Genomic DNA, 22,554 nt, shown 5'->3' with positions numbered 1-22,554 from the left:
GTGGACCCATCAGATCATTATTAATTTGGCGCCTGCCCAGGCCAGCAGGAGGGACAGCGCGGAGCGGATCAGGCGTTCAGGTGTGCGGGTGACCAGGCGCGAGCCCAGCCAGATGCCCGGCAACGAGCCAGCCAGCAATTGTGCAAGCAAAGGCCAGTCCACCGAGCCCAGCGTGGCATGGCCCAGACCCGCCACCAGGGTCAATGGCACCGCGTAGGCGATGTCGGCGCCGATCACGCGCGGCAGGGGCAGCAGCGGGTAGACCAGCAGCAGCACCGTGACGCCGATGGCGCCAGCGCCCACGGACGTGAAGGTGACCATGGTGCCGATCACGGCGCCCAGCAGCACGGGCAGGGCCCAGTGGCGGGGGCGCGTGGCATGCTCGGCACCGGCCACGCGCTTGGCATGGTCGGCGGCCTGGCGTTCGCGCGAGAAGGCCACCACCTTGTACAGCGTGGCCGCCGCCGTCAGCAGCAGCGCAAAGCCCAGTGTCGTGGTCATGATGCGCTGCGCCGTGCCGCTGGCGGGACCCAGGATCTGCAGCGCCCACAGCGACAGCAGCGCGGCCGGGATGCTGCCCGCGCACAGCTGGCCCACCACGCGCCAGGGCACCAGGCGCTGGCGCGCCATGCTGACCGTGCCGCCCATCTTGGTGAAGGCCGCGAACAACAGGTCGGTGCCGATGGCCAGGTGCGGCTTCACGCCGAAGAAAAAGATCAGCACAGGCGTCATCAGCGAGCCACCGCCCACACCGGTCAGGCCGACGATCAGCCCCACCGCAAAGCCCGCAAAAACAAACGCCAATTCATGCATGGCAGCGAATGTAGAGGCCTCGCTTATGAAAACAAACTATTGTTTTTGACTTCCAGTATGTCTTTTTTCATATAAGCAAGGATTGATGCGGGATGTGGCGGGGTTGCAGTGCCCAGCCCTGCAGGGGCTGTCGTCCCGTCAAAGCCGCTCGCTGCCCAGGGCCCTGGCCAGTCTGGCGTCCAGCGGCAGGGGCTCGCCCTGCAGCCTGGCGGACAGCAGTTCTGCGCACAGCAGCGCCAGCGTGAGGCCGCGGGCCCCCATGGCGGTGCAGGCCCAGATGCCGGGCAGGGTGGCAGGGTCGACCGGGCCGACGATGGGCAGGCGGTCGGCGGCCGTGCAGCGGACGGCGGCCCAGGACTGGACCGCAGCGGCAGGTGGCGTCGGGCTGGCGTCTGCACCGGGGCCTCCACCCACGGGCAGCACCGTGGCGAAAGCAGGCTGTAGCTGCTGCGCCACAGCCGGGAGCAGCGTCTGCAGCTTGGCCCAGTTGGTGGCGTGCGCGGCCTGCTGGTCGGCGGGCGAAGGGGGCAGGGCGCTCACATCGCGCTCGAAGGTGGAGCCCATGACCCAGGCGGTGGCAGGGGGGGCGCCCTCGGCGTGGGTGTCATCGTTGCCATCGCTTGGGGGAAACCGGGGCACCAGGTTGCCGTGGCCGTTGACCGGAAACGGCACGCGCGGGGCCTCTGCAGCGGTTGATGCAGCCCCCCAGGACACCTGGCCGCGAACCGGCTGCAACTGCCAGTGCGCCGGCAGCAATGGCAAGCTGCCGGCCCCTGCCGCGATGACGACGACGGGTGCTTGTGCCAGCACATGGCCCTGTTCGTCCAGGGCCTGCCAGTGGCCGGCAGTGCCCGGCGGGGCCGTCTGGGCCGCTGTGTCAGGGGCGGCGTCTGCGTGCTCAGGCGCTGGGGCGTCCGCGGGCGCGGGGTCCACGCGCCGCCATTGCGCCACCTTGCACCGACCCTGCCACTCGATGCCCGGTTGCGCCATCAGCGCGGCCACCAGGCGGGGTGGCCGCACCCAGCCGCCCTGGTGGTGCCAGCATGCGGTGGTGGACAACGGCAGGCCGGCGGCCTGCAGGGCGTCGGCGCTGGCGGCCTCGCTCCAGTCCGCGCCGGCTCCGTCGGCCCAGCCTGCGCCCAGGCCTGGCGTGCCGTCGGTGCGGTGCTCCAGCACGCCGCTGGGGGCCCACTCCGCCCCTTCGCGCAGCAGCCAGGCGGCCTGTTGCAGCGTGGTGCGCACCCCGCTGCGCGACAGGCGCGATAGCACGCTGTCGTCCGGCGACACATGGGGCGCGAATACGCCTGCGGGCAGGCCGGATGCGCCCGCCGCGGGGGCGTCGGCCTGGTCCAGCACCTGCACTTGCCAGCCGCGCCGCGCCAGGCTGGCGGCCGTGGCTGCACCGGCCAGCCCGCCGCCGACGACGATGCAGCGGCCGGGTGGCCGCGGGGCGGTCCCGGCGGCATCCTGGCGCCCATCCTTGCGGGATGTGCGGGGCTCCCAGCGCGGGTCGTACACCGCATGCAGGTTGTCGCGCTTGGGCGGCACGCCCGGCACGCGGCTCACGTCGAAGCCGCACTGCGCCAGCGCGTCGCGCACGGCCCGCGCAATGGTCCAGGTGGCCAGGCGGGTGCCGCGGCGGCAGCAGCGTGCCACGGCTTTGAGGGTGTGCAGGTCCCAGATTTCGGGGTTGCGCTGGGGGCTGAAGCCGTCCAGGTAGACCGCGTCCACCGTCAGGCTCTGCGCGCGCAGCATGGCCTGCGTGTCGCCCACAAACAGGGTGAGCAGCACACGGCCCTCGTCGAACCGCAGCCGGTGCACGCCCGGCAGCAGGCCCCACCACTGGCGGTGCAGTTCCTCGGCCAGCGGCGCCAGGTCGGGGTGGGCCGTGGTGGCGCGCAGCAGGTCGGCCGCGCTCACGGGCCACGCCTCGGTCGACACGAAGTGCAGCAGGGTGGGGCGCGCGGGGTCGGCCCGCCAGGCAGCCCAGGTCACCAGGAAGTTCAGCCCGAAGCCGAACCCGGTTTCCAGAATGCGCCATTGCGGCTGCCCCGCCCACGCCGCGGGCAGGCCGCAGCCGTGCAGGAAAACGTGGCGGGCCTGGTCCAGGCCGCCTTTTTCACTGTGGTAGCGGTCGCCGAAGCGGGGGCTGTAGGGGGTGCCGTCCGGCAGCCAGTCCACTGGTTCGGACATGAGGCTTGGACGTGTGTGCTGACTGAGTGTTGCGACGGGTGCGAAAAGGTGCGCGGTTCGCTGCTTACTCGCTGGGGGGCACGTAGCCGGCCGCAGCATCTGCGCCACCGCCAAAGAAATGGTTTTCCATCTGCCGCGCCAGGTACTGGCGGGCGCGGGCGTCGGCCAGGTTCAGGCGGTTTTCATTGACCAGCATGGTCTGGTGCTTGAGCCAGCCGGCCCAGGCCTCCTTGCTCACGCTTTCCCAGATGCGCTTGCCCAGCTCGCCGGGGTAGGGCGGAAAGTCGAGGCCCTCGGCTTCCTTGTTGAGCTTGATGCATTGGACGGTGCGTGCCATGGGGTTTCCTTGTGTATGAATGTGGGGTGAGCCGCGTCCTGGAGGTGGTGCGGCTCAGATGATTTGGATATAAAGAACTGAAATCTCAGTAGTTCCAGTTTTGTAGAGGGGCTTTCAGAATGCGCTTCATCGGTGAATTGCACCGTTCAGCATTCCAAAAAAGAGGCCTCCCAATGAACTTTCGCCGCGACTTTATCAAGTTTCCCTTCGCCGCCGCCCTGGTGGGCAGCTTGGCCCTGACGGCATTGCCGTCGTTTGCCCAGTCCGTGACGCTGCTCAACGTGTCGTACGACCCCACCCGCGAGTTGTATGTCGACTTCAACCAGGCCTTCGCCAAGCACTGGAAAGCCAAGACCGGCCAGGACGTGACCGTCAAGCAAAGCCACGGCGGCTCGGGCAAGCAGGCGCGCTCCATCATCGACGGGCTGGAGGCCGACGTGGCCACCCTGGCGCTGGCTGGCGACACCGACGCGCTGCACACCAACGGCGGCTGGATCCCCAAGGACTGGCAAAAGCGCCTGCCCCACAACAGCTCGCCCTACACCTCGACCATCGTGCTGGTGGTGCGCCAGGGCAACCCCAAGGGCATCAAGGACTGGGATGACCTCGTCAAGCCCGGCATCAGCGTGATCACGCCCAACCCCAAAACCTCGGGCGGCGCCCGCTGGAACTACCTGGCCGCGTGGGAATTCGCCAAGCGCAAGTACGGCGGCGACGCCAAGGCCAAGGACTTCGTGGCCAAGCTGTACGGCAACGTGCCCGTGCTGGACACCGGCGCACGCGGCTCCACCATCACGTTCGCCCAGCGCAACCAGGGCGACGTGCTGATCGCCTGGGAGAACGAGGCCTACCTGCTGGAAAAGGAATTCGGCACCAAGTTCGACGTGATCGCGCCCTCGATCTCCATCCTGGCCGAGCCCGCCGTGACGGTGGTGGACAAGAACGTGGACAAGAAGGGCACGCGTGCCGTGGCCGAGGCCTACCTGCAGTACCTGTACACCGAAGAAGGCCAGGACATCGCCGGCAAGCACTTCTACCGCCCCGCCGTGTCCGACAAGGCCAAGGCCAAGTACGCCAAGCAGTTCCCCAAGTTGAACCTGTTCACCATCAACGACGCGTTCGGTGGCTGGGACAAGGCGGCCAAGGAGCACTTTGCCGACAACGCCAGCTTCGACCAGATCTACACCAAGAAGTAATTTCACCCCGAAGCGGCCCTGCGGCCGCCTCCCCTCAAGGGGCGCCACCCGTGGCCCGGCGAAGCCGGATCCACGGTGGCGCTGGCCAAGTCACGCCCTCAGGAAACACATTTCATGTCCGCTCTTCTCATCGCCGGCAGCCCCTCCGAGCGTTCCCGCTCCGCCGCTCTGCTGGACGCTGTCGCCCAGCGCCTGACGGTGCGCGGTGCGCTGGTGGACCGCATCCACATCCGCGACCTGTCGCCCCAGGCGCTGCTGCTGGCCGACTTTGGCCACCCCACCGTGGTGGGTGCTGTCGACCAAGTGGCCCAGGCCAGCGTGCTGGTGGTGGCCACGCCGGTCTACAAGGCCGCGTACAGCGGCGTGCTCAAGGTCTTTCTGGACCTGCTGCCGCAGACGGCGCTCAAGGGCAAGATCGTGCTGCCCCTGGCCACCGGCGGCAGTCCGCACCACATGCTGGCGCTGGACTATGCGCTGCGCCCCGTGCTGCAGTCGCTGGGTGCCAAGAGCATCCTGCCCGGCATCTATGCCACCGATGCCCAGGTCACGTTGACACCCGAAGGCGCCTACCACGTGAACGAAGACATCGCCACACGGCTGGACGACGCCGTGAACGTGCTCGTCACGGAAACCCTGCGCCCCTCGCCCGCCCAGGCCACGCGGTTTGCGCCGGTGCACTTCTCGCAGGTGCGATGTAGCGTCTGACGGGCGCCGCCCGCCCTGCGCGCACCCCACCGTGGGGATGTTGCGGCGCGGCCGGGCTCCCGCATTTCTCGTTCCCCTTTTTTTACAGGCCCGCTGCCCCGAGCGGTGGGCTGGGCGGAGCACTGCCCGGGTTCAGACAGACGCCACCTTTTTCCATGATTCAAAGGACATTCACCATGAGCACACTGACACGCGACGGCGCAGCCAGTTCAGACCGCGCGGAACATGCCCCGCGCGCCGGCGGCCTGGCCGCCCTGCGCAACATGTTCATCGGCTTTGTGGTCTTCACGGCCTTCGTGCTGATCGCCGCCTTCCTGCTGGCGCAGCCGGTGCAGGCCCAGACCAAGGGCGAGCTGCGCATCGGCTACCAGAAGGCCGCCAGCCTGTTCGTGCTGCAAAAGGCCACGGGCACGCTGGAAAAGAAGCTTGCGCCCCTGGGCTTTGGCGTGAAGTGGGTGGAGTTCCCGGCGGGCCCTCAACTGCTCGAAGGCCTGAACGTGGGCGCCGTGGATGTGGGCTATGTGGGCGAGGCGCCTCCCATCTTCGGCCAGGCCGCCGGTGCCAAGTTCGTCTACTTCGGCCACGACCCCGCCGCGCCGCGCGCCGAGGCCATCCTGGTCGCCAAGGACTCACCCATCAAGTCGGTGGCCGACCTCAAGGGCAAGAAGGTCGCGCTCAACAAGGGCAGCAACGTGCACTACCTGCTGGTCAAGCAGCTGGAGAAGAACGGCCTCAAGCTGTCCGACATCACGCCTGTGTACCTGGCCCCGGCCGACGGCCGCGCCGCGTTCGAGAGCAAGAACGTGGATGCCTGGGTGATCTGGGACCCGTTCCAGGCCGCGGCTGAAAAAGCCACCGGCGCCCGCGTGCTGGCCGACGGCACGGGCGGCGTGGTCAACAACTACCAGTACTACCTGGGCGCGCGCGACTTCGTCACCAAGAACCCCAAGGTGATCGCGGCGCTGTTCGAAGACTCGGTGGCGCAAGGCATCTGGCTCAAGAAGAACCTGCGCCAGGCCGCAGAGCTGATCGCGCCGCTGCAAGGTCTGCCGGTGGACGTGGTCGAGTTGGCGCTGCAGCGCTATGAATTCAACGTCAAGCCCATCACGCCTGCGGTGGCGGCCGACCAGCAAAAGATCGCCGACACGTTCTTCGAGCTGAAGCTGATCCCCAAGGCCATCAAGGTGAGCGACGCCGTCGTGCTCGGCGCGCAGCCCTGATGCCCCGGCCTGTTGCACACGCATTCATTCTCAGAAGAACACCATGACGACTTCGATCTCCCTGTCCCGCCGCCGCCTCGTCCAGGGTGCGGCCAGCGCTGTGGCGCTGCCGGCCTTCGGCGCATTGGCGCAAACAACCCCGGCGCGTGAGTTCCGCATCGGCCACCAGAAGGGCTTCCTGAGCCTGCTCAAGGGCCGCGGCACGCTGGAAAAGCGCCTGACCCCGCTGGGTGTTTCCATCAAATGGACCGAGTTCACCGCCGGCCCCGTGCAGCTCGAAGCACTGAACGTCGGCTCCATCGACTTCGGCGACGTGGGCGAAGCCCCTCCGATCTTTGCGCAGGCTGCAGGAGCCCCGTTGGCCTATGTGGCCGCCACCGTGCCCCGCCCCAAGGCCGAGAGCGTGCTGCTGCCCAAGGGCTCGCCGATCAAGACCGTGGCCGACCTCAAGGGCAAGAAGATCGCGCTCAACAAGGGCAGCAACGTGCACTACTTCCTGGTCAAGCTGCTGGAGAAGCACGGCCTGAAATACAGCGACGTGAACGTGGCCTTCCTGCCGCCTGCCGATGCGCGCGCCGCTTTCGAGAAGGGCTCTGTGGACGCCTGGGTGATCTGGGACCCGTTTGCCGCTGCGGCCGAAAAGACGCTGGACGCCCGCCTGCTGGCCGACGCCACGGGCGTGGTGGGCAACCGCGCGTACTACTTCTCGTCGCTGCAGTACGCCGACAAGAACACCGACGTACTGCGCATCGCCATCGAAGAGCTCAACAAGATCGACATCTGGGCCAAGGTCAACCGCGACCTGCTGGCGGCCGAGCTGGCCCCGCTGTTCGGCATCCCCAAGGCCGTGCTCGATCTGTCCACGTCGCGTGCCGAATACGGCACCGGCCCGGTGACGCCCGAGATCCTGGCCGAGCAGCAAAAGATCGCGGACACCTTCTTCAGCCTGAAGCTGATCCCCCAGCGCATCCAGGTGCGCGATGTGGCGCGCTCGCCGTGGTAGAGGGTGCACCCCCTGAGTCGCTTCGCGCCTTCCCCCTCTCTTGCTGCGCGGGAGGGGGACGCCACCGGTGGCCCGGCAAAGCCGGTTCCACGTTGGCACTGGCCTTGGCAGCGCCAGTTTTTACGGTCTCGGGTCACACAGTCCGCCGCAATTGAAACCAAGGAGCCCTGACATGCCCACCGCTTCCGCAAGCCCTGTCCACGATGCAGCACGCCGCGTGCTGCGCACCACGGCCAACGCCTGGCGCCTGAAGGCGCCGGCGCGCAGGCTGGTCCGCACGCGCAGGCGTGTGCAGGCCGGTGTGCGTGCCGATGTGGCGGCTGGAGGCATGCGGGCCTGTCCATTGCGTTTCGGCTTTTCGCTGGCGGGCTACGGCCTGGCCTTCTCCTATTGATGACCCCCACACGGCAAAGCGACACCATGAAAATCTACTGGTTCATCCCTACCCACGGCGACAGCCGTTACCTTGGCACGGCCAAGGGCGCACGCCAACTCAGCCTCGAATACTTGCAGCAGGTGGCAGTGGCCGCCGACAGCCTGGGCTACGAAGGCGTGCTCATTCCCACCGGCCGCTCGTGCGAAGACCCATGGGTGATCGCATCGAGCCTGCTGGCGGTCACCAAAAAGCTCAAGTTTCTGGTCGCGGTGCGCCCCGGCCTGCACCAGCCCGCGCTGGCCGCCCGCATGGCCGCCACCTTCGACCGCCTGTCGGGCGGGCGCTTGCTCATCAACCTGGTGACCGGTGGTGACCGCGCGGAGCTGGAGGGTGACGGCGTGTTCCTGGACCACGCCACGCGTTATGAGCAGTCGGCCGAGTTCATCCGCATCTGGCGCGAAATCCTCACGCGCAGCCACCGGGGCGAGACCTTCGACTACGAGGGCAAGCACCTGTCCGTCAAGGGCGCCAAGCTGCTGTTCCCGCCGCTGCAGGAGCCGCACCCGCCGGTGTACTTCGGCGGCTCGTCCGACGCTGCGCACGACCTTGCGGCCGAGCAGGTGGAAACGTATCTGACCTGGGGCGAGCCCCCGGCCGAGGTCGCCAAGAAGGTGGCCGACGTGCGCGCCCGTGCGGCCAGGCACGGCCGCACCGTCAGCTTCGGCATCCGCCTGCACGTCATCGTGCGCGAGACCGAGGCGCAGGCCTGGGCCGCAGCCGAAGAGCTCATCAGCCATGTGGACGACGAGACCGTGGCACGCGCCCAGTCGGTCTTTGCACGCATGGACTCCGAAGGCCAGCGCCGCATGGCCGCGCTGCATGCCGGGGGCGTGAAGCGCAGCCGCGCTGACCTCGAGATCAGCCCCAACCTGTGGGCGGGCGTGGGCCTGGTGCGCGGTGGCGCGGGCACAGCCCTGGTGGGCGACCCTGAGACCGTGGCTGCGCGCATCACGGAATACGCAGACCTGGGGCTCGACCACTTCGTGCTGTCGGGCTACCCCCATCTCGAAGAAGCCTACCGCTTTGCCGAGCTGGTGTTCCCGCTGCTGCCGCTGGGCGTGCGCGAGAAGCTCACCGGCGGCAACCCGCTGGGCCCGTTCGGCGAAACCGTGGCCAACGACTTCGTGCCACGCGCTTCGCAAAGCTGACCGCACCGACGAGGAGCCACGCCATGAGCATCCAGTCCATCAACCACGTGCAACTGGCCTTTCCGGCCGGTGCCGAGGCGCCCATCCGGCGCTTTTATGCCAGCCTGCTGGGCCTGCCCGAGGTGCGCCTGCAAGCGGGCAACACGCTGCGCTTTGCCGCAGGCACCCAGCGCATCGACCTGGTGCCCACCGAGCACTGGCAGCCCGCGCCCGCGGTGTCGCACTTGGCATTTGAAGTGCAGGACCTGCCGGCCCTGCGCCACCGCCTGCTGCAGGCCGATTTGCCGCTGGTGGAGAACCGCGCGCTGCCCGGCTATCTGCGCTTTTACGTCAAGGACCCGGCGGGCAACCAGCTGGAGTTTCTAGAGCCCGATCACGAACAGGAAACCACCCCATGACCCAGACCCAGACCGTCCGCGAGCTGCAGGTATCGCCTGTGGCCGATTCCGTCGATCTGCCGATCGACAAGCCCGTGCTGCCTGCAGCGCTGTCCCGCTTCCTGTCCGGCCTGCTGCAGCGCCTGCTGCCCTGGGCCGTGCCCGTGGGGCTCATCGTGCTGTGGCAGATCGCATCGTCGCAGGGCTGGCTCTCCACCCGCGTGCTGCCAGCGCCGCTCGAAGTCATCAAGGCCGCGTGGACGCTCACCGTGTCGGGTGAGCTGTGGACCCATGTCAAGGTGAGCGCCGGCCGCGCGCTGGCAGGCCTGGCCATTGGCGGCGGGCTGGGCCTGCTGCTGGGCCTGCTCACCGGCTCGGTGCGCTTGTTCGAGACCCTGCTCGACTCCACCATCCAGATGGTGCGCAACATCCCGGCGCTGGCGCTGATTCCGCTGGTAATCCTGTGGTTCGGCATCGACGAATCGGCCAAGCTGTTCCTCATCAGCGTGTCGGTGTTCTTCCCGATCTACCTCAACACCTTCCACGGCATCCGCAATGTGGACCCGGGTCTGATCGAGATGGGGCGCACCTATGGCCTCGGCCGTTGGCAGCTGTACAAACAGATCATCCTGCCCGGCGCGCTCTCCAGCATTCTGGTGGGCCTGCGCTTCTCGCTGGGCCTGATGTGGGTGATCCTGATCGTGGCCGAGACCATCTCGGCGCAGGCGGGCATCGGCTACCTCACGATGAACGCCCGCGAGTTTTTGCAGACCGACATCGTGCTGGTCGGCATCCTGCTGTACGCACTGCTGGGCAAGCTGGCCGACCTGTTCGCCAAGGGCCTGGAGCGCTACTGGCTGCGTTGGCATCCCGGCTACCAGACGCCGTAAGGCGCACTGCAGCCCGACCCTTCATTCCAAGAATTGCGGACCACCATGACCAACCCTTTCCACATTCACCGGCGCACTGTGCTCGGTGCCATCGCAGCGTTGTCGAGCGGTTTGGCCGCCGCGCAGGGCAAGCCTGAAACCTTGCAAACACTGCGTATCGGCTTGCAAAAGTCGTCCACCCTCACCACCATCCTGCGCACGCGCGGCACGCTGGAGCAGTTGCTTGCGCCGCTCAACGTCAAGGTCACGTGGCACGAGTTCACCAGCGGCCTGCCGCTGCTCGAAGCGCTGAACCTGGGCAACATCGACGTGAGCGCCGACGTGGCCGACACCGTGCCGGTGTTCGCCCAGGCAGCGGGCGCCAACCTCACTTTCGTGGCGCAGGAATCGCCTTCGCCCTCGGCCCAGGCCATCGTGGTGCGCGCTGATTCGCCCATCAAGACCGTCGCCGACCTCAAGGGCAAGAAGATCGGTTTTGCCAAGGCCGCCGGCGTGCACTTCCTGCTGATCGCTGCGCTGGAAAAGTCCGGCCTGGCGTTCAAGGACATCGAGCCCGCCTACCTGACCCCCGCCGATGGCCGCGCGGCCTTCGAGCGCGGCGCCATCGACGCCTGGGTGGTGTGGGACCCGTTCCTCGCCGCTGTGCAAAAGCAGTCGGCCGTGCGTGTGCTGGCCGATGGGCGCGACCTGGCCTCCTACCAGCGCTACTACCTGGCCGGCACCCCGTTTGCCCAGGCGCGGCCCGATGTGCTGCGCGTGTTCTTCAACGAGCTGCAAAAGGCCGGCGTGTGGGTCAAGCAAAGCCCCAAGGACGCGGCCGCGTTGCTGGCCCCCGTGTGGGGGCTGGATGCGGGCGTGATCGAGCTGGCCAACAGCCGCCGCAGCTACGAGGTGCGTGCCGTGGTGCCCGCGGCGCTGACCGAACAACAACGCATCGCCGATGCCTTCTTTGCCGAAAAGCTGCTGCCCAAGCGCGTGAACGCGCTGGACGTGCCGCTGTTCAAGACCGGAGCCTGACACCATGACCCAGACGACCAACACCCCCGCCGCGCAAGGCGTGCGCCTGGAAGTGCGCGGCGTGGACAAGCGCTACGGCACCCGCGACGTGCTCAAGAAGACCGAACTCGTGATCGAGCCTGGCCAGTTCGTGGCCATCGTGGGCCGCAGCGGCTGCGGCAAGAGCACGCTGCTGCGGCTGGTGGCGGGGCTCGAATCCGTCTCGGGCGGCGCGATCCGCCTCGATGGCAAGGACGTGGCCGGGCTGAGCGACGACACCCGCATCATGTTCCAGGACTCGCGCCTCTTGCCCTGGAAGCGCGTGGCCGACAACGTGGCCCTGGGCCTGCCGCCTGCGCGGCGCGGCGCCGCCGCCGACGTGCTGGCCCGCGTGGGCCTGGGGGACCGCCTGACCGAGTGGCCCGCGCGCCTGTCCGGCGGCCAGCGCCAGCGCGTAGCCCTGGCCCGTGCCCTGGTGCACAACCCGCGCCTGCTGCTGCTGGACGAGCCCCTGGGCGCGCTGGATGCGCTGACACGGATCGAGATGCACCGCCTCATCGAAGGCCTGTGGCGCAGCAGCGGCTTCACCGCACTGCTGGTGACCCACGATGTGCAAGAAGCCGTGGCCCTGGCCGACCGCGTGATCCTGATCGAGGACGGCCAGATCGCGCTGGACCAGCGCATCGACCTGCCACGCCCCCGGTCGCACGGTGACGCCGCCTTTGCCGCCATCGAAAAGCGCATCCTGGACCGCGTGCTGCAAAAGCCCGACGGCGAGCCGGCGCACGAAGCGCCGTGGCCCGGCGTGCCTGCGCATGGTCTGCGCTGGGCGGTGTAGCCGTTTCTGGCGCCCGCTGCCTTCCGTTGCGTTCTTTCTGTCTTCTGTCAGTCCTTTCTTCGCCCCACGGCCCCATCAAGGAGAAACCCATGTCCATCCAAGCCATCAACGTCCGTAACCAGTTCAAAGGCAAAGTCCGCGAGATCGTGCGCGGCGATGTCGTCTCTGAAGTCGATGTCGAAACGCCCTGGGGCATTGTCACGTCGGTCATCACCACGCGCTCGGTGGACGAGCTGGCGCTGGTCGTGGGCTCCGACGTGGTCGCGCTGGTCAAGTCGACCGAGGTGTCCATCGCCAAACTGTGAGTGGGTGAGAGAGCAAAAATGCCCCTACCGCTTGCTGGTAGGGCGCAAGGCGCTATGAAAATAGTAGTGTTTGCAGACAGACCCTTTCGCAGGGCCTGAGTCTCTGATGCCGAGGGGGCAGGGGAGCTCGGGTGGAGTGGGCCTCGCAGAAGCAGCGGCGCAGACGGCCGGGGTTGCGACACATGGCGCTATGTCGTATGATGCGCATCATGCCAAAGCCCGCGCCCCATTCCAGAGCCGCCGCCAAGGAGGCCACGCACGAGCGCATCGTGTCGGTGGCCTCGCGGGCGATCCGGCGCGAGGGCTATCACGGCACGGGCGTGGCGGACATCATGAAAGAGGCGGGCCTGACGCACGGCGCCTTCTATGCGCACTTCGACTCCCGCGAGGCCATGCTGGCCGAGGCCGCTGCCAAGGCATGCACCGAATCCGCAGCGCTGGCGGCCGGTGCCGCGGCCGGCGAGCCGTCGCCCCGCGCGCTGGCCGCGATGCTCTCGGCCTACTTGTCGCGCCAACATGTCGAGAGTGTCGAGATGGGCTGCCCCCTGGCGGCCCTGGGCTCGGAGACATCGCGCCAGGCACCCGAGGTGCGCCGCGTGGCCACCCGGCATATCAAGGAAATGGTCGACCTCATCGGGCGCCAGTCGCCGCAGTGGGGCCAGCCCGCAGCCCACGAACAGGCGCTCGTCACCATGGCCACCATGGTGGGCGCGCTGGTGCTGTCCCGCGCGGTGGACGAGCCCGCGCTGTCGGACAGCCTGCGCGAGGCCGCGCTCAAGCACCTGATACAGCTGACGAACTCGACGCACGCTGCAGACGCTGCACCTGCCACGCCGCCCGGCGCGCCCGGCTGACTTCCCCAGCGGCGCGCTTTTTTTTTGCCTTTACATATGACGATCATCATGCGAATTTGCTTGCGATCTGCACCGCTTAGCGCTGTGTCCTTTACCCAGGAAGCCCCATGAAAGCCTTTGTCCTCGACCGCTACGCCAAGCAGGGCCCACTGCGGCACGCCGATGTCCCCGCGCCGGACCTGCGCGACGACGAGGTGCTGGTGGCGGTGCATGCCGCCAGCGTGAACCTGCTCGACGCCAAGATCCGCAGCGGCGAGTTCAAGCTCATCCTGCCGTACGCCATGCCGCTGGTGCTGGGGCACGACGTGGCGGGCGTGGTGGTGCGGGTGGGGCCGCGTGTGCAGCAGTTCCAGCCGGGCGACGAGGTCTATGCCCGGGCCGACGATTTCCGCATCGGCACCTTTGCAGAACTCATCGCCGTCAAGGCATCGTCGCTGGCCCGCAAGCCCCGCGGCCTGACGATGGAAGAGGCCGCATCGATCCCGCTGGTGGGACTCACGGCCTGGCAGGCGCTGGTGGAAAAGGCGCAGTTGCGAAAAGGCCAGAAGGTCTTCATCCAGGCCGGGTCGGGCGGCGTGGGCACCTTTGCCATCCAGCTGGCCAAGCACCTGGGCGCCACTGTCGCCACCACAGCCAGCGCGGGCAATGCGGCGCTGGTCCACAGCCTGGGCGCCGATGTCGTCATCGACTACAAGACGCAGGACTTCGAAGAGGTGCTGCGCGACTACGACGTCGTGCTGCACAGCCAGGACGGCAAGGCGCTGGCGAAGTCGCTGCGCGTGCTCAAGCCCGGCGGCCAGGTCGTCTCGATCTCCGGCCCGCCCGACCCGGCATTCGGCCAGGCCATTCGCGCCCCCGGCTTTGTGCGGCTGGTGATGCGCCTGCTGAGCGCCGGCACACGGCGGCGCGCCAAGGCGCTGGGCGTGGGCTACTCGTTCCTCTTCATGCGGGCGCACGGCGCGCAGCTGCAGGAGATCACGCGCCTTGTCGAAGCGGGCGCCATCCGCCCGGTGGTCGACAAAGTCTTTCCGTTCAGCGCCACCAACGACGCCCTGGCCTATGTGGAAGCGGGCCGTGCCAAGGGCAAGGTCGTCATCCAGGTGGTGTGAGCCAGCAGGCCGCTGCACATCCTTTTTCTCACGCCGTCAGTCCCCACCCAACCTCCCATCCGTTCCACCTGTCCCTCTGGAGATTTTCATGAAGATCGAAAACGCTGTCGTCCTCATCACCGGTGCCAACCGCGGCATCGGCCTGGCATTTGCCCGCGAGCTGCTCGCCCGCGGCGCACGCAAGGTCTACTCCGGTGCGCGCGACCCCGCCACCGTCGCGCCCCAGCCTGGGGTGCAGGCCCTGCGCCTGGACGTCAACAACCCCGCCGACGTGGCCGCTGCGGCCGCCGCCGCGCCCGATGTGACGCTGGTCATCAACAACGCCGGCATCGCCCAGCCCGGCGGCTTCATGGACGCCGACAGCGAAGAGGTGGCCCGCCGCATCTTCGACACCAACGTCTTCGCCGTGCTGCGCGTGAGCAAGGCCTTTGCACCCATCCTCGCGGCCAACGGCGGCGGCGCGCTGCTCAACGTGCTGTCGGTGGCGTCGTGGGTCAATGGCGGCGAGCTGGCGGCGTATTCGGCCAGCAAGTCCGCCGCCTGGTCGCTGACCAACGCGCTGCGCCACGAACTGGCGGCGCAAAAGACGCAGGTGCTGGGCCTGCACATGGCCTATGTCGATACCGACCTGACGCGCGGCTTCGACGTCCCCAAGTCGAGCCCGGAGCAGATCGTGCAGCGCGCGCTGGACGGCCTGGCCGCCGGTGCGGACGAAGTGCTGGCCGATGAGCTCACGCAGCACGTCAAGCTGTCGATGACGGCCACGCGGCCGAGTTACCTGCCGCAGCCCGCCTGAGACACCAGCGACCTCCCCGGCTGAACCGGCCGCTTCCATTCGCCCCGCCAGATCGAAAGGTCTGGCGGGGCGGCTGCGTTTTGCAGCGGCCATCGGGTGGTGCGGCCCAAATACCGGGGTACTTCCACGGCCCGCGCTTATGCCGTGGCGGCTGCAACTCATGCCCCATACATCTAAGTCAAAGCTTATGAGTAATGACCATTTATTCGTATAAGAAACTTAATTTACATTGCTTCTGGTTGTTTAGTTTTGTGGGTGCACGGCAGGTTGCCCGGTGCGACAGATCGTTGTCGACACGGGCCTCCGCCCCAGCATCCGCCCATTTTTTCCTATCTTCCAGGAGCCTTTCCATGTCCATCCAAGCCATCAACGTCCGCAACCAGTTCAAGGGCAAAGTGCGCGAGATCATTCGCGGCGACGTCGTCTCCGAAGTCGATGTCGAAACCCCCTGGGGCATCGTCACGTCGGTCATCACCACCCGCTCGGTGGACGACCTGGCCCTGGTCGTGGGCTCCGATGTGGTGGCCCTGGTGAAGTCCACCGAAGTCTCCATCGCCAAGCTCTGACCCGGAAGCAGCCATGACCGAGACACGGACTTCGCCATCGTCGACAGAGTTGTCGCGCCAGCGGCGCACGCTGCTGGGCCGCGCTGCGGCCAGCGTGTGCGCGCTGGCCTGCGGTGTGGGCGGTGCCCCGGCCGCGTGGGCCCAGGCGACGGCGGTGCCCGAGTCTTCGCGCATCCTGGTCGGCTTTGGCGCGGGCGGCGGCATCGACCTGCTGGCCCGCGTGCTGGCCGAGCGCATCCCCGCGCACCTGGGCGGCAAGCACAACATCATCGTGGACAACCGGCCCGGTGCCGGCGGCCAGATCGCGGCGCAGGCGCTGCTGTCGGCGCCTGCGGACGGCAGCACCTTCCTGATTGCTCCGCTGATCACGCCGGTGCTCTCGCAGATCGTCTACAAGAAGCCGGGCTACGACCCCGCCAAGGATTTCACGCCGGTGGGCCTGCTCGCGCACTTCCAGTTGGCGCTGGCCGTGCCGGCCAACCACCCGGCGCGCAACGTGGCCGAGTTCGTGGCCTGGCTCAAGGCCCACCCCGACCGCGCCAACTTCGGCAGCCCGGCGGCGGGCAGCCTGCCGCATTTCTTCGGGCTGCTGCTGGGCGGCGCGGCGCAGATCGACATCGTGCACATCGCCTACAAGGGCGGCGGGCCCATGCTGTCGGACCTAGCGGGCGGGCAGATCAGCTCGGCCATCCAGACCACCACCGAGCTGCTGCCGCTGCACAAGCAGGGCAAGATCCGCATCCTGGGCACCTTCTCGGAAAAGCGCACGCGCGAACTGCCCGATGTGCCCACCTTCGCCGAGTCCGGCTACCCCAAGGCCGTGGGCAGCGGCTGGTACAGCCTGTGGGCCCGCACCGGCACGCCGGCAGCCACCGTCACCGCTTTCAACCGTGCGCTCAACAAGGCGCTGGCAGACCCGGTGGTCAAGGCACGGCTCGACGAGATCGCGCTCGACCCGGACCCGCGCACGCCGCAAGCCCTGGAGCAACTGCGCGTGGCCGAGATCGCCAAATGGCGGCCGGTGATCGAGTCGTCCGGGTTCTGGGCGGATTGACCGTGGCCCAGGCTCCCAACATCGTTTTCATCCTGGCCGATGACCTGGGCTGGGCGGACCTGGGCGTCTATGGCGCCACGGACTTCGCCACGCCCCACCTGGACCGCCTGGCGGGGCAGGGTGTGCGCTTCACTCAGGCGTACGCCAATTCGGCGGTTTGCTCGGCCACGCGCATCGCGCTCATCACCGGCCGCTACCAGTACCGGCTGCGCGCGGGGCTCGAAGAGCCCATCGCCTTGCGCGACACCGGCCTGGGCTTGCCGCCGGACCATCCCACACTGCCGTCGCTGCTCAAAGCCGCGGGCTACGACACGGCCCTCATCGGCAAATGGCACCTGGGCCTGCCGCCGCAGTACGGGCCGCTGCAGAGCGGCTACGACCGCTTCTTCGGCAACCTGCACGGTGCCATCGACTACTTCACGCACAAGCCCGGCGTGGGCGACGACGTGGCGCGCGACCTGTGGGAGAACGAGGTGCCCGTGGAGCGCGCCGGCTACTACACCCAGGTGCTGGCCGACGAGGCCACGGCGTACATCAACGCCCGCGCAGGGCAGGGTGCCGACGAGCGCAAGCCGTTCTTCCTGTCGTTGCACTTCACCGCGCCGCACTGGCCCTGGGAAGGGCCGGGCGACGAGGCCGTGGCGCACCAGATCAAGAGCCTGTTCCACTACGACGGCGGCAGCCTGCGCAAATACGGCGAGATCGTCGAGGCGCTCGATGCCGCGGTGGGCCAGGTGCTCGCGGCGCTCCATGATGTGGGCGAGGCCGATAACACCATCGTCGTCTTCACCAGCGACAACGGCGGCGAGCGCTTCTCCAAGACTTGGCCCTTCACCGGCCAGAAGACCGAGCTGCTCGAAGGCGGCCTGCGCGTGCCCACGCTCTTGCGCTGGTCCGCACGCATCGCGCCGCAGGTGCAGCACCAGGTCACCGCATCGATGGACTGGCTGCCCACGCTGCTGGCCGCTGCTGGGTTGTCGCCGCATGCGGACTACCCGAGCGATGGCGAGAACATCCTGCCGGTGCTGCAAGGCGCTGCGCCCGTGCACCCGCGCACGCTGTACTGGCGCTACAAGGCGCAGGCCCAGCGCGCGGTGCGCGACGGCGACTGGAAATACCTCAAGGTCAATGACAACGAGTTTTTGTTCGACGTGGCCGAGGACGAACGCGAACGCGCCAACCTGCGCGATCTTGAGCCCGCGGTCTTCGCGCGCCTGAAGACGCAGTGGGCCGCGTGGGACGCGCAGTTCTTGCCCATCACCGACGACGTCTACACCCATGGCGTGACGCCCGACATCCAGGCCGACCGCTACGTGCCGCACCGGCTCACGCGGGGATAGCCTCAGGTCGCAGCGCAGCCTCACGCGTTGCGGTGGTGCCAGAAGAAAAGGCGAGCCACGGCTCGCCTTTTTGCGTTCTGGTCGGCAGCCCGGTACGCACCAAACGCCTACCGCCCGCTGCCTACCGCTTGGCACGCGCCCGCGCAGGCACCGGCGCGCAATCCGCACACCGCCCGTACAGCGTCAGCTCGTGCCGCTCCACGGTGAAGCCCTTGGGCGCCAGGTTGCGCAGATCGCCGGGGCACTCGTGCACGTCGTACACCCGCGAGCACACCGTGCATTGAAAGTGATGGTGGTGGTCGTGCGCAGACGACTCGTACCGCGGGCTCTCGCCCGGCAGGTTCACCACCTGCACCGACCCATCTTCCACCAGCGCCTTGATGTTGCGATAGACCGTCGCCAGGCCCAGGCCCTGCACGCTCTCCCTCGCACTGTCCAGCACCTCTTGCGGTGTCAGGGGGCGGTGTGCGTCCGCAATGGCGGCGTGGATGGCGGTGCGTTGCTTGGTGGATCGTTCCATCGGGGAAGACAGGGTGGCGTGGGGCAGGGACTGCGAATTATCGGTGACTGCACTCCCTGCGGTCCGCGATGCCGGGCGTGTGGTTTCTTGTGCGGGCCACCGGATGGGATTCTTTTTTGATATCGATAATGCATTATCATTAAAGGCTGATCTGGCGTCGCCAGGTTTTTGCGCCGATCGCTGGCTGCCCTTGTGCCCTTCTGCCCTTGTGCCTTTGTGCAGTAAACGGCCTGCCTCCCTTTCCCGCGCCTGACTGGAGAACCTCCCCGTGCTCGAAGCCATCGGCCTGACCAAACGCTACGGCGACCACACCGCCCTGCACCCGCTCGATCTGCACATCCGGCCGGGCGAGATCTATTGCCTGCTGGGCGCCAACGGCGCGGGCAAGACGACCACCGTCAACCTGTTCCTCAATTTCATCGACCCCGACGGAGGGCAGGCGCTGATCCACGGCGTGGACGTGACGCGCGAGCCTGTGGCCACCAAGCAGTCCCTGGCCTACATCCCCGAGCAGGTGAACCTGTACGGCACGCTGACCGGGCTGGAGAACCTGCGCTACTTCGCGGCGCTGGCCCTGGGCGAGCCGCCGCCGCGCACGCGCTTGCTGGAGCTGATGGCCCAGGTGGGGCTCGACGCCGGCGCGGCCGACAAGCGGGTGGCCGCGTATTCCAAAGGCATGCGCCAGAAGATCTGGATCGCCGTGGCGCTGGCCAAGGACGCCAAGGCGCTGCTGCTGGACGAGCCCACCTCGGGCCTGGACCCGCATGCCGCGGCCGAGTTCACCACGCTGCTGCAGCGCGCGAGCGACGCGGGCGTGGCCATCCTGGCCACCACGCACGACCTGTTCCACGCCAAGCAGACGGCCACGCGCATCGGCATCATGAAACAGGGGCGCCTGGTCGAGAGCCTGGACAGCCAGCAGATCAGCGACACCGACCTGCAGGCCCTGTACCTGCGGCACATGCGGGGCGGCCAATGATCTGGCTGATCGCGTTCAAGGACCTGCGCGAGCGCCTGCGCGACGGGCGGCTGTACTGGGCCGGCGGCATGGTCATGCTGCTGCTGTTCACCGCGCTGGCGGTGGGCTACGGCCACCAGAAAGAGGCACGCGCAGAGCAGGCCGCGGCCCAGAACTCCGACTACCAGGACTGGCTCAAGCAGGGCGCACGCCACCCGCACGACGCGGCGCACCAGGGCATGCACGCCTTCAAGCCCGACGCGGCGCTGGCGCTGCTCGACCCCGGCATCAACCCCTACATCGGCAGCACCGTGTGGCTGCAGGCGCACCGGCAAAGCGAGGTGAAGTTCCGCCCCGCGCAGGACGCCACCGGCCTGCAGCGCTTTGGCGACCTGTCGGTGGGCTGGATCCTGCAGGTGCTGGGCCCCTTGCTGGTGGTGGTGCTGGGCTTCAACGCCTTTGCGGGCGAGCGCGAGCAGGGCATCCTGCGCCAGACGCTGAGCCTGGGCGTGCCGCCGCTGCGCCTGCTGTGGGGCAAGGCGGCCGCTTTGGGCATGGGCCTGGCGGCGTTGCTGCTGCCGGCCGCGTTGATCGCGGCGGCGGTGGTGGCCCTGTCTGCCGCCAGTGGCGAGCGCGGCGACGCCTTGCTGCGCTTTGCGGCCCTCGCGCTGGGCTATGCGCTGTACCTGGCGATCTTCGTGTTCGTCACGCTCGGTGTGTCGGCCGCATCGCGCACCTCGCGCGTGGCCATCACCGTGCTGCTGGCGCTGTGGATCGCCAACACCGTGGTGGCGCCGCGCGTGATGTCCGAGCTGTCGCGCGCCGTGTTCCCCAGCCCGACGCGGCTCGCATTCAACCAGGCGCTGGACGCCGACCGCAAGGCGACTTCCGACAAGGTGTGGATGCAGGCCTTCGGCACCACCGAGCGCTGGAGCCGCGATGTGCCCCTGAACAAATGGGGCATCGCGCTCAAGCTCGACGACCAGTCCAGCTATGCCGTGTACGACCGCCACTTCGGCCGGCTGTGGGACACCTGGGAGAACCAGCAGGCGGTGCAGGAGGCCGGTGGCCTGCTGATGCCGCTGCTGGCCATCCGCACCTTCTCCACCGCCATGGCAGGCACCGACTTCGTGCACCACCGTGACTTCACCACCGCTGCGGAGCGGCACCGCCGCGTCATCCAGGACATCGTGAGCCAGGACCTGGTGGAGCACGCCGACCCGCTGGGCCACCAGCACTTCGCCTACCAGGCCAGCCCGTCGCTGTGGGCGCGGGTGCCGGCTTTTGAATACCACGCGCCCTCCGTGGGCTGGGCGCTGGCCCGCAGCGGTGCGAGCCTGGCGGTGCTGTGCGCCAGCCTGCTGCTCGCCGTCGCATTCGCCTGGGCTGCCGTGGCGCGCCAGCGGGCGCTGTAAGGAAAACTCGTGCAAGCATTTCAGTTCCAACGATTTCGCATGGTCGCCCGGCAGGAGCTGCGCCTGCTGCTCAAGGAGCGCAGCCTCTGGTGGGTGGGCGGCCTGTTCCTGCTGCTCATCGGCTATGCGCTCTTCAACGGCGTGCTACAGACCACGCAGCGCGACAGCGCGCAGGCGGCCCTGGTGGCGGCCGATGCGCAGTCGCGCGCCAGCCAGCTCGCGCAACTCCAGCGCATCATGGCGGGCACCGAAACCCCCACGCCGTTCGGCAACCCGGCCAACCCCGCCAACATGGCCGGCGGCCTGGGCGCGCACTACGCCGTCATGCCCAGCGCCGCGCTGGCGCCGGTGGCGCTGGGGCAGACCGACCTGTTCCCGTCGCAGTTCAAGGTCACGCACCAGAGCAAGGTCAACTTCCTGCACCACAACGACATCGAGAACCCCTGGCACCTGCTCAGCGGGCACTTCGACCTGGCGTTCGTGGTGGTGTACCTGCTGCCACTGCTGATCTTCGCGCTCAGCTACAACCTGCTGTCCGGTGAGAAGGAAGACGGCACCTTGCGCCTGCTGCTCTCGCAGCCGCTGGCGTTGCCGACGCTGATTGCCGGAAAGGTCGCGGTGCGCGCCGCGGTGCTGCTGGGCGCCGCCGTGCTGGTGCCGCTGGCGGTGCTGCTGGTGGCCCGCCCCCAGGCCCTGGCCATGCCCGGCGCCACGCTGTGGTGGGCGCTGGTGGTGGGGGCGTATGCGCTCTTCTGGTTCACCGCGGTGGTGGCGGTCAATGCCTTCGGCCGGTCTTCGGCCACCAATGCGATGGTGCTCATCATCGGCTGGGTGGTGCTGGTGCTCGTGGTGCCGGTGCTGCTGAACATCGCGGTCACGCACACCAGCCCGGCGCCCTCGCGCGCTGAGCTGGCCACCCGCACCCGCGTGGTCACCGCGCAGGCCATGTCGCAGAACGCCGCGCTGCTGGCCACCGACTACGAGCATGTGGACAAGCCCGACGTGCTGGTGCCCAAGGACGGCCGCCTGGCCATGAGCGGGCGGGCCATGGCCAACTACCGCATCCAGCGCCAGGTGGACGACACGCTGCAGCCCGAGCTGGACCGCTTCGATGCGCAGCAGGCGCAACAACAGGCGCTGGTGGCGCGCTGGAGCGCCGTGTCGCCTGCGGCCGTGGCGTACGAGGGCATCACCGCGCTGGCGGGCACGGGGCACAGCCGCAACGCCTGGTTCATGGCGCAGATCACGGCCTACCACCAGGCGTGGAAGGACTTCTTCTTTCCCCGCATCGACGGCGGCCTGGCCATCACCGAGGCGGACTTCGCGCACATCCCCGCCTTTGCATGGCGAGACGAAGCGCCCGGCACCGTGCAGGCCCAGGCCGCGCGGGCCGTGCTGCAGCTGCTGCTGCCGACGCTGGTGCTGCTGGGCGTAGCGCTCTGGCGGCTGCGCCGCTACCGCGTCGTCTAGCGCATCCATCCAACA

Annotated in this window: 24 protein-coding genes; 20 read left to right on the top strand and 4 right to left on the bottom strand. The window is 68.2% G+C overall.

Annotation, left to right across the window (positions count from 1 at the left end):
* Positions 1-9: 9 nt before the first annotated feature.
* The 3 genes from ACIGHN_RS18770 to ACIGHN_RS18760 form a co-directional block, all read right to left on the bottom strand.
* Positions 10-813 (bottom strand): sulfite exporter TauE/SafE family protein, encoded by an 804-nt coding sequence (locus ACIGHN_RS18770; RefSeq protein ID WP_396505543.1) that lies wholly within the window; start codon positions 811-813, stop codon positions 10-12.
* Between the two features lie 138 nt (positions 814-951).
* Positions 952-3,006 carry a tRNA (5-methylaminomethyl-2-thiouridine)(34)-methyltransferase MnmD gene (mnmD, locus tag ACIGHN_RS18765; protein ID WP_396505542.1) on the bottom strand — a complete coding sequence of 685 codons (2,055 nt, stop codon included), beginning with the start codon at positions 3,004-3,006 and terminating at the stop codon, positions 952-954.
* 64 nt (positions 3,007-3,070) lie between these two features.
* Complete coding sequence (locus ACIGHN_RS18760) at positions 3,071-3,343, bottom strand: oxidative damage protection protein (protein WP_056421269.1); 273 nt, start codon at positions 3,341-3,343, stop codon at positions 3,071-3,073.
* 173 nt (positions 3,344-3,516) lie between these two features.
* On the opposite strand from ACIGHN_RS18760, the gene ACIGHN_RS18755 reads away from it, so the two are divergent.
* The 17 genes from ACIGHN_RS18755 (at position 3,517) to ACIGHN_RS18675 (ending at position 18,176) form a co-directional block, all read left to right on the top strand.
* Positions 3,517-4,539, top strand: coding sequence for a sulfate ABC transporter substrate-binding protein (locus tag ACIGHN_RS18755; protein ID WP_056421270.1), 1,023 nt, complete (start codon positions 3,517-3,519; stop codon positions 4,537-4,539).
* Between the two features lie 114 nt (positions 4,540-4,653).
* The gene (gene ssuE / locus ACIGHN_RS18750; RefSeq protein ID WP_056421271.1) at positions 4,654-5,244 is read left to right on the top strand and encodes an NADPH-dependent FMN reductase; all 591 of its coding nucleotides are present in this window, start codon (positions 4,654-4,656) and stop codon (positions 5,242-5,244) included.
* 176 nt (positions 5,245-5,420) lie between these two features.
* Positions 5,421-6,464 carry a sulfonate ABC transporter substrate-binding protein gene (locus tag ACIGHN_RS18745; RefSeq protein WP_396505541.1) on the top strand — a complete coding sequence of 348 codons (1,044 nt, stop codon included), beginning with the start codon at positions 5,421-5,423 and terminating at the stop codon, positions 6,462-6,464.
* 43 nt (positions 6,465-6,507) lie between these two features.
* On the top strand, positions 6,508-7,467 hold the full coding sequence (locus ACIGHN_RS18740) for a sulfonate ABC transporter substrate-binding protein (protein WP_396505540.1): 960 nt from the start codon (positions 6,508-6,510) through the stop codon (positions 7,465-7,467).
* 172 nt (positions 7,468-7,639) lie between these two features.
* Positions 7,640-7,861 (top strand): hypothetical protein, encoded by a 222-nt coding sequence (locus tag ACIGHN_RS18735; protein WP_056421273.1) that lies wholly within the window; start codon positions 7,640-7,642, stop codon positions 7,859-7,861.
* Between the two features lie 26 nt (positions 7,862-7,887).
* Positions 7,888-9,051 carry an FMNH2-dependent alkanesulfonate monooxygenase gene (gene ssuD / locus ACIGHN_RS18730; protein WP_396505539.1) on the top strand — a complete coding sequence of 388 codons (1,164 nt, stop codon included), beginning with the start codon at positions 7,888-7,890 and terminating at the stop codon, positions 9,049-9,051.
* Positions 9,052-9,074: 23 nt separating this feature from the next.
* A complete protein-coding gene (locus tag ACIGHN_RS18725; RefSeq protein ID WP_218381704.1) occupies positions 9,075-9,449 on the top strand; it encodes a VOC family protein in 375 nt (124 codons plus the stop codon).
* Positions 9,446-10,318 (top strand): aliphatic sulfonate ABC transporter permease SsuC, encoded by an 873-nt coding sequence (gene ssuC / locus ACIGHN_RS18720; protein WP_396505538.1) that lies wholly within the window; start codon positions 9,446-9,448, stop codon positions 10,316-10,318. The genes ACIGHN_RS18725 and ssuC overlap by 4 nt, the downstream gene beginning before the upstream one ends.
* A gap of 45 nt (positions 10,319-10,363) precedes the next feature.
* Positions 10,364-11,335, top strand: a complete 972-nt coding sequence (locus ACIGHN_RS18715) for an aliphatic sulfonate ABC transporter substrate-binding protein (RefSeq protein ID WP_396505537.1) — start codon at positions 10,364-10,366, stop codon at positions 11,333-11,335.
* Between the two features lie 4 nt (positions 11,336-11,339).
* Positions 11,340-12,152, top strand: coding sequence for an ATP-binding cassette domain-containing protein (locus ACIGHN_RS18710; RefSeq protein WP_056168188.1), 813 nt, complete (start codon positions 11,340-11,342; stop codon positions 12,150-12,152).
* 89 nt (positions 12,153-12,241) lie between these two features.
* The gene (locus tag ACIGHN_RS18705) at positions 12,242-12,457 is read left to right on the top strand and encodes a molybdopterin-binding protein (protein ID WP_007857120.1); all 216 of its coding nucleotides are present in this window, start codon (positions 12,242-12,244) and stop codon (positions 12,455-12,457) included.
* Between the two features lie 197 nt (positions 12,458-12,654).
* Positions 12,655-13,311 (top strand): TetR/AcrR family transcriptional regulator, encoded by a 657-nt coding sequence (locus tag ACIGHN_RS18700; protein WP_396505536.1) that lies wholly within the window; start codon positions 12,655-12,657, stop codon positions 13,309-13,311.
* Between the two features lie 107 nt (positions 13,312-13,418).
* Positions 13,419-14,420 carry an NADP-dependent oxidoreductase gene (locus ACIGHN_RS18695; RefSeq protein ID WP_396505535.1) on the top strand — a complete coding sequence of 334 codons (1,002 nt, stop codon included), beginning with the start codon at positions 13,419-13,421 and terminating at the stop codon, positions 14,418-14,420.
* Between the two features lie 88 nt (positions 14,421-14,508).
* Positions 14,509-15,216, top strand: coding sequence for an SDR family oxidoreductase (locus tag ACIGHN_RS18690; protein WP_396505534.1), 708 nt, complete (start codon positions 14,509-14,511; stop codon positions 15,214-15,216).
* Positions 15,217-15,566: 350 nt separating this feature from the next.
* Positions 15,567-15,782 (top strand): molybdopterin-binding protein, encoded by a 216-nt coding sequence (locus ACIGHN_RS18685; RefSeq protein ID WP_056168199.1) that lies wholly within the window; start codon positions 15,567-15,569, stop codon positions 15,780-15,782.
* A 13-nt stretch (positions 15,783-15,795) separates the two neighbouring features.
* A complete protein-coding gene (locus tag ACIGHN_RS18680) occupies positions 15,796-16,836 on the top strand; it encodes a Bug family tripartite tricarboxylate transporter substrate binding protein (protein ID WP_396505533.1) in 1,041 nt (346 codons plus the stop codon).
* Positions 16,794-18,176 carry a sulfatase gene (locus ACIGHN_RS18675; RefSeq protein WP_396505532.1) on the top strand — a complete coding sequence of 461 codons (1,383 nt, stop codon included), beginning with the start codon at positions 16,794-16,796 and terminating at the stop codon, positions 18,174-18,176. The genes ACIGHN_RS18680 and ACIGHN_RS18675 overlap by 43 nt, the downstream gene beginning before the upstream one ends.
* 121 nt (positions 18,177-18,297) lie before the next feature.
* On the opposite strand, the gene ACIGHN_RS18670 is transcribed toward ACIGHN_RS18675, so the two are convergent.
* Positions 18,298-18,696, bottom strand: coding sequence for a Fur family transcriptional regulator (locus ACIGHN_RS18670; protein ID WP_396505531.1), 399 nt, complete (start codon positions 18,694-18,696; stop codon positions 18,298-18,300).
* Positions 18,697-18,964: 268 nt separating this feature from the next.
* On the opposite strand from ACIGHN_RS18670, the gene ACIGHN_RS18665 reads away from it, so the two are divergent.
* The 3 genes from ACIGHN_RS18665 to ACIGHN_RS18655 are packed head-to-tail and all read left to right on the top strand — an operon-like array spanning position 18,965 to position 22,539.
* Positions 18,965-19,675, top strand: a complete 711-nt coding sequence (locus ACIGHN_RS18665; protein WP_396505530.1) for an ABC transporter ATP-binding protein — start codon at positions 18,965-18,967, stop codon at positions 19,673-19,675.
* Positions 19,672-21,069: an ABC transporter permease subunit gene (locus ACIGHN_RS18660; protein ID WP_396505529.1), complete on the top strand. Its 1,398-nt coding sequence runs from the start codon at positions 19,672-19,674 to the stop codon at positions 21,067-21,069. The genes ACIGHN_RS18665 and ACIGHN_RS18660 overlap by 4 nt, the downstream gene beginning before the upstream one ends.
* 9 nt (positions 21,070-21,078) lie before the next feature.
* Positions 21,079-22,539: an ABC transporter permease subunit gene (locus ACIGHN_RS18655; protein WP_396505528.1), complete on the top strand. Its 1,461-nt coding sequence runs from the start codon at positions 21,079-21,081 to the stop codon at positions 22,537-22,539.
* Positions 22,540-22,554 lie beyond the last annotated feature (15 nt).

The sequence above is a fragment of the Acidovorax sp. NPDC077693 genome (assembly GCF_044542805.1).
Taxonomy (GTDB): Bacteria; Pseudomonadota; Gammaproteobacteria; order Burkholderiales; family Burkholderiaceae_C; genus Acidovorax.
Note: the sequence above shows the minus strand (reverse complement) of the source record. Positions and strands in the feature narration are given on the sequence as shown.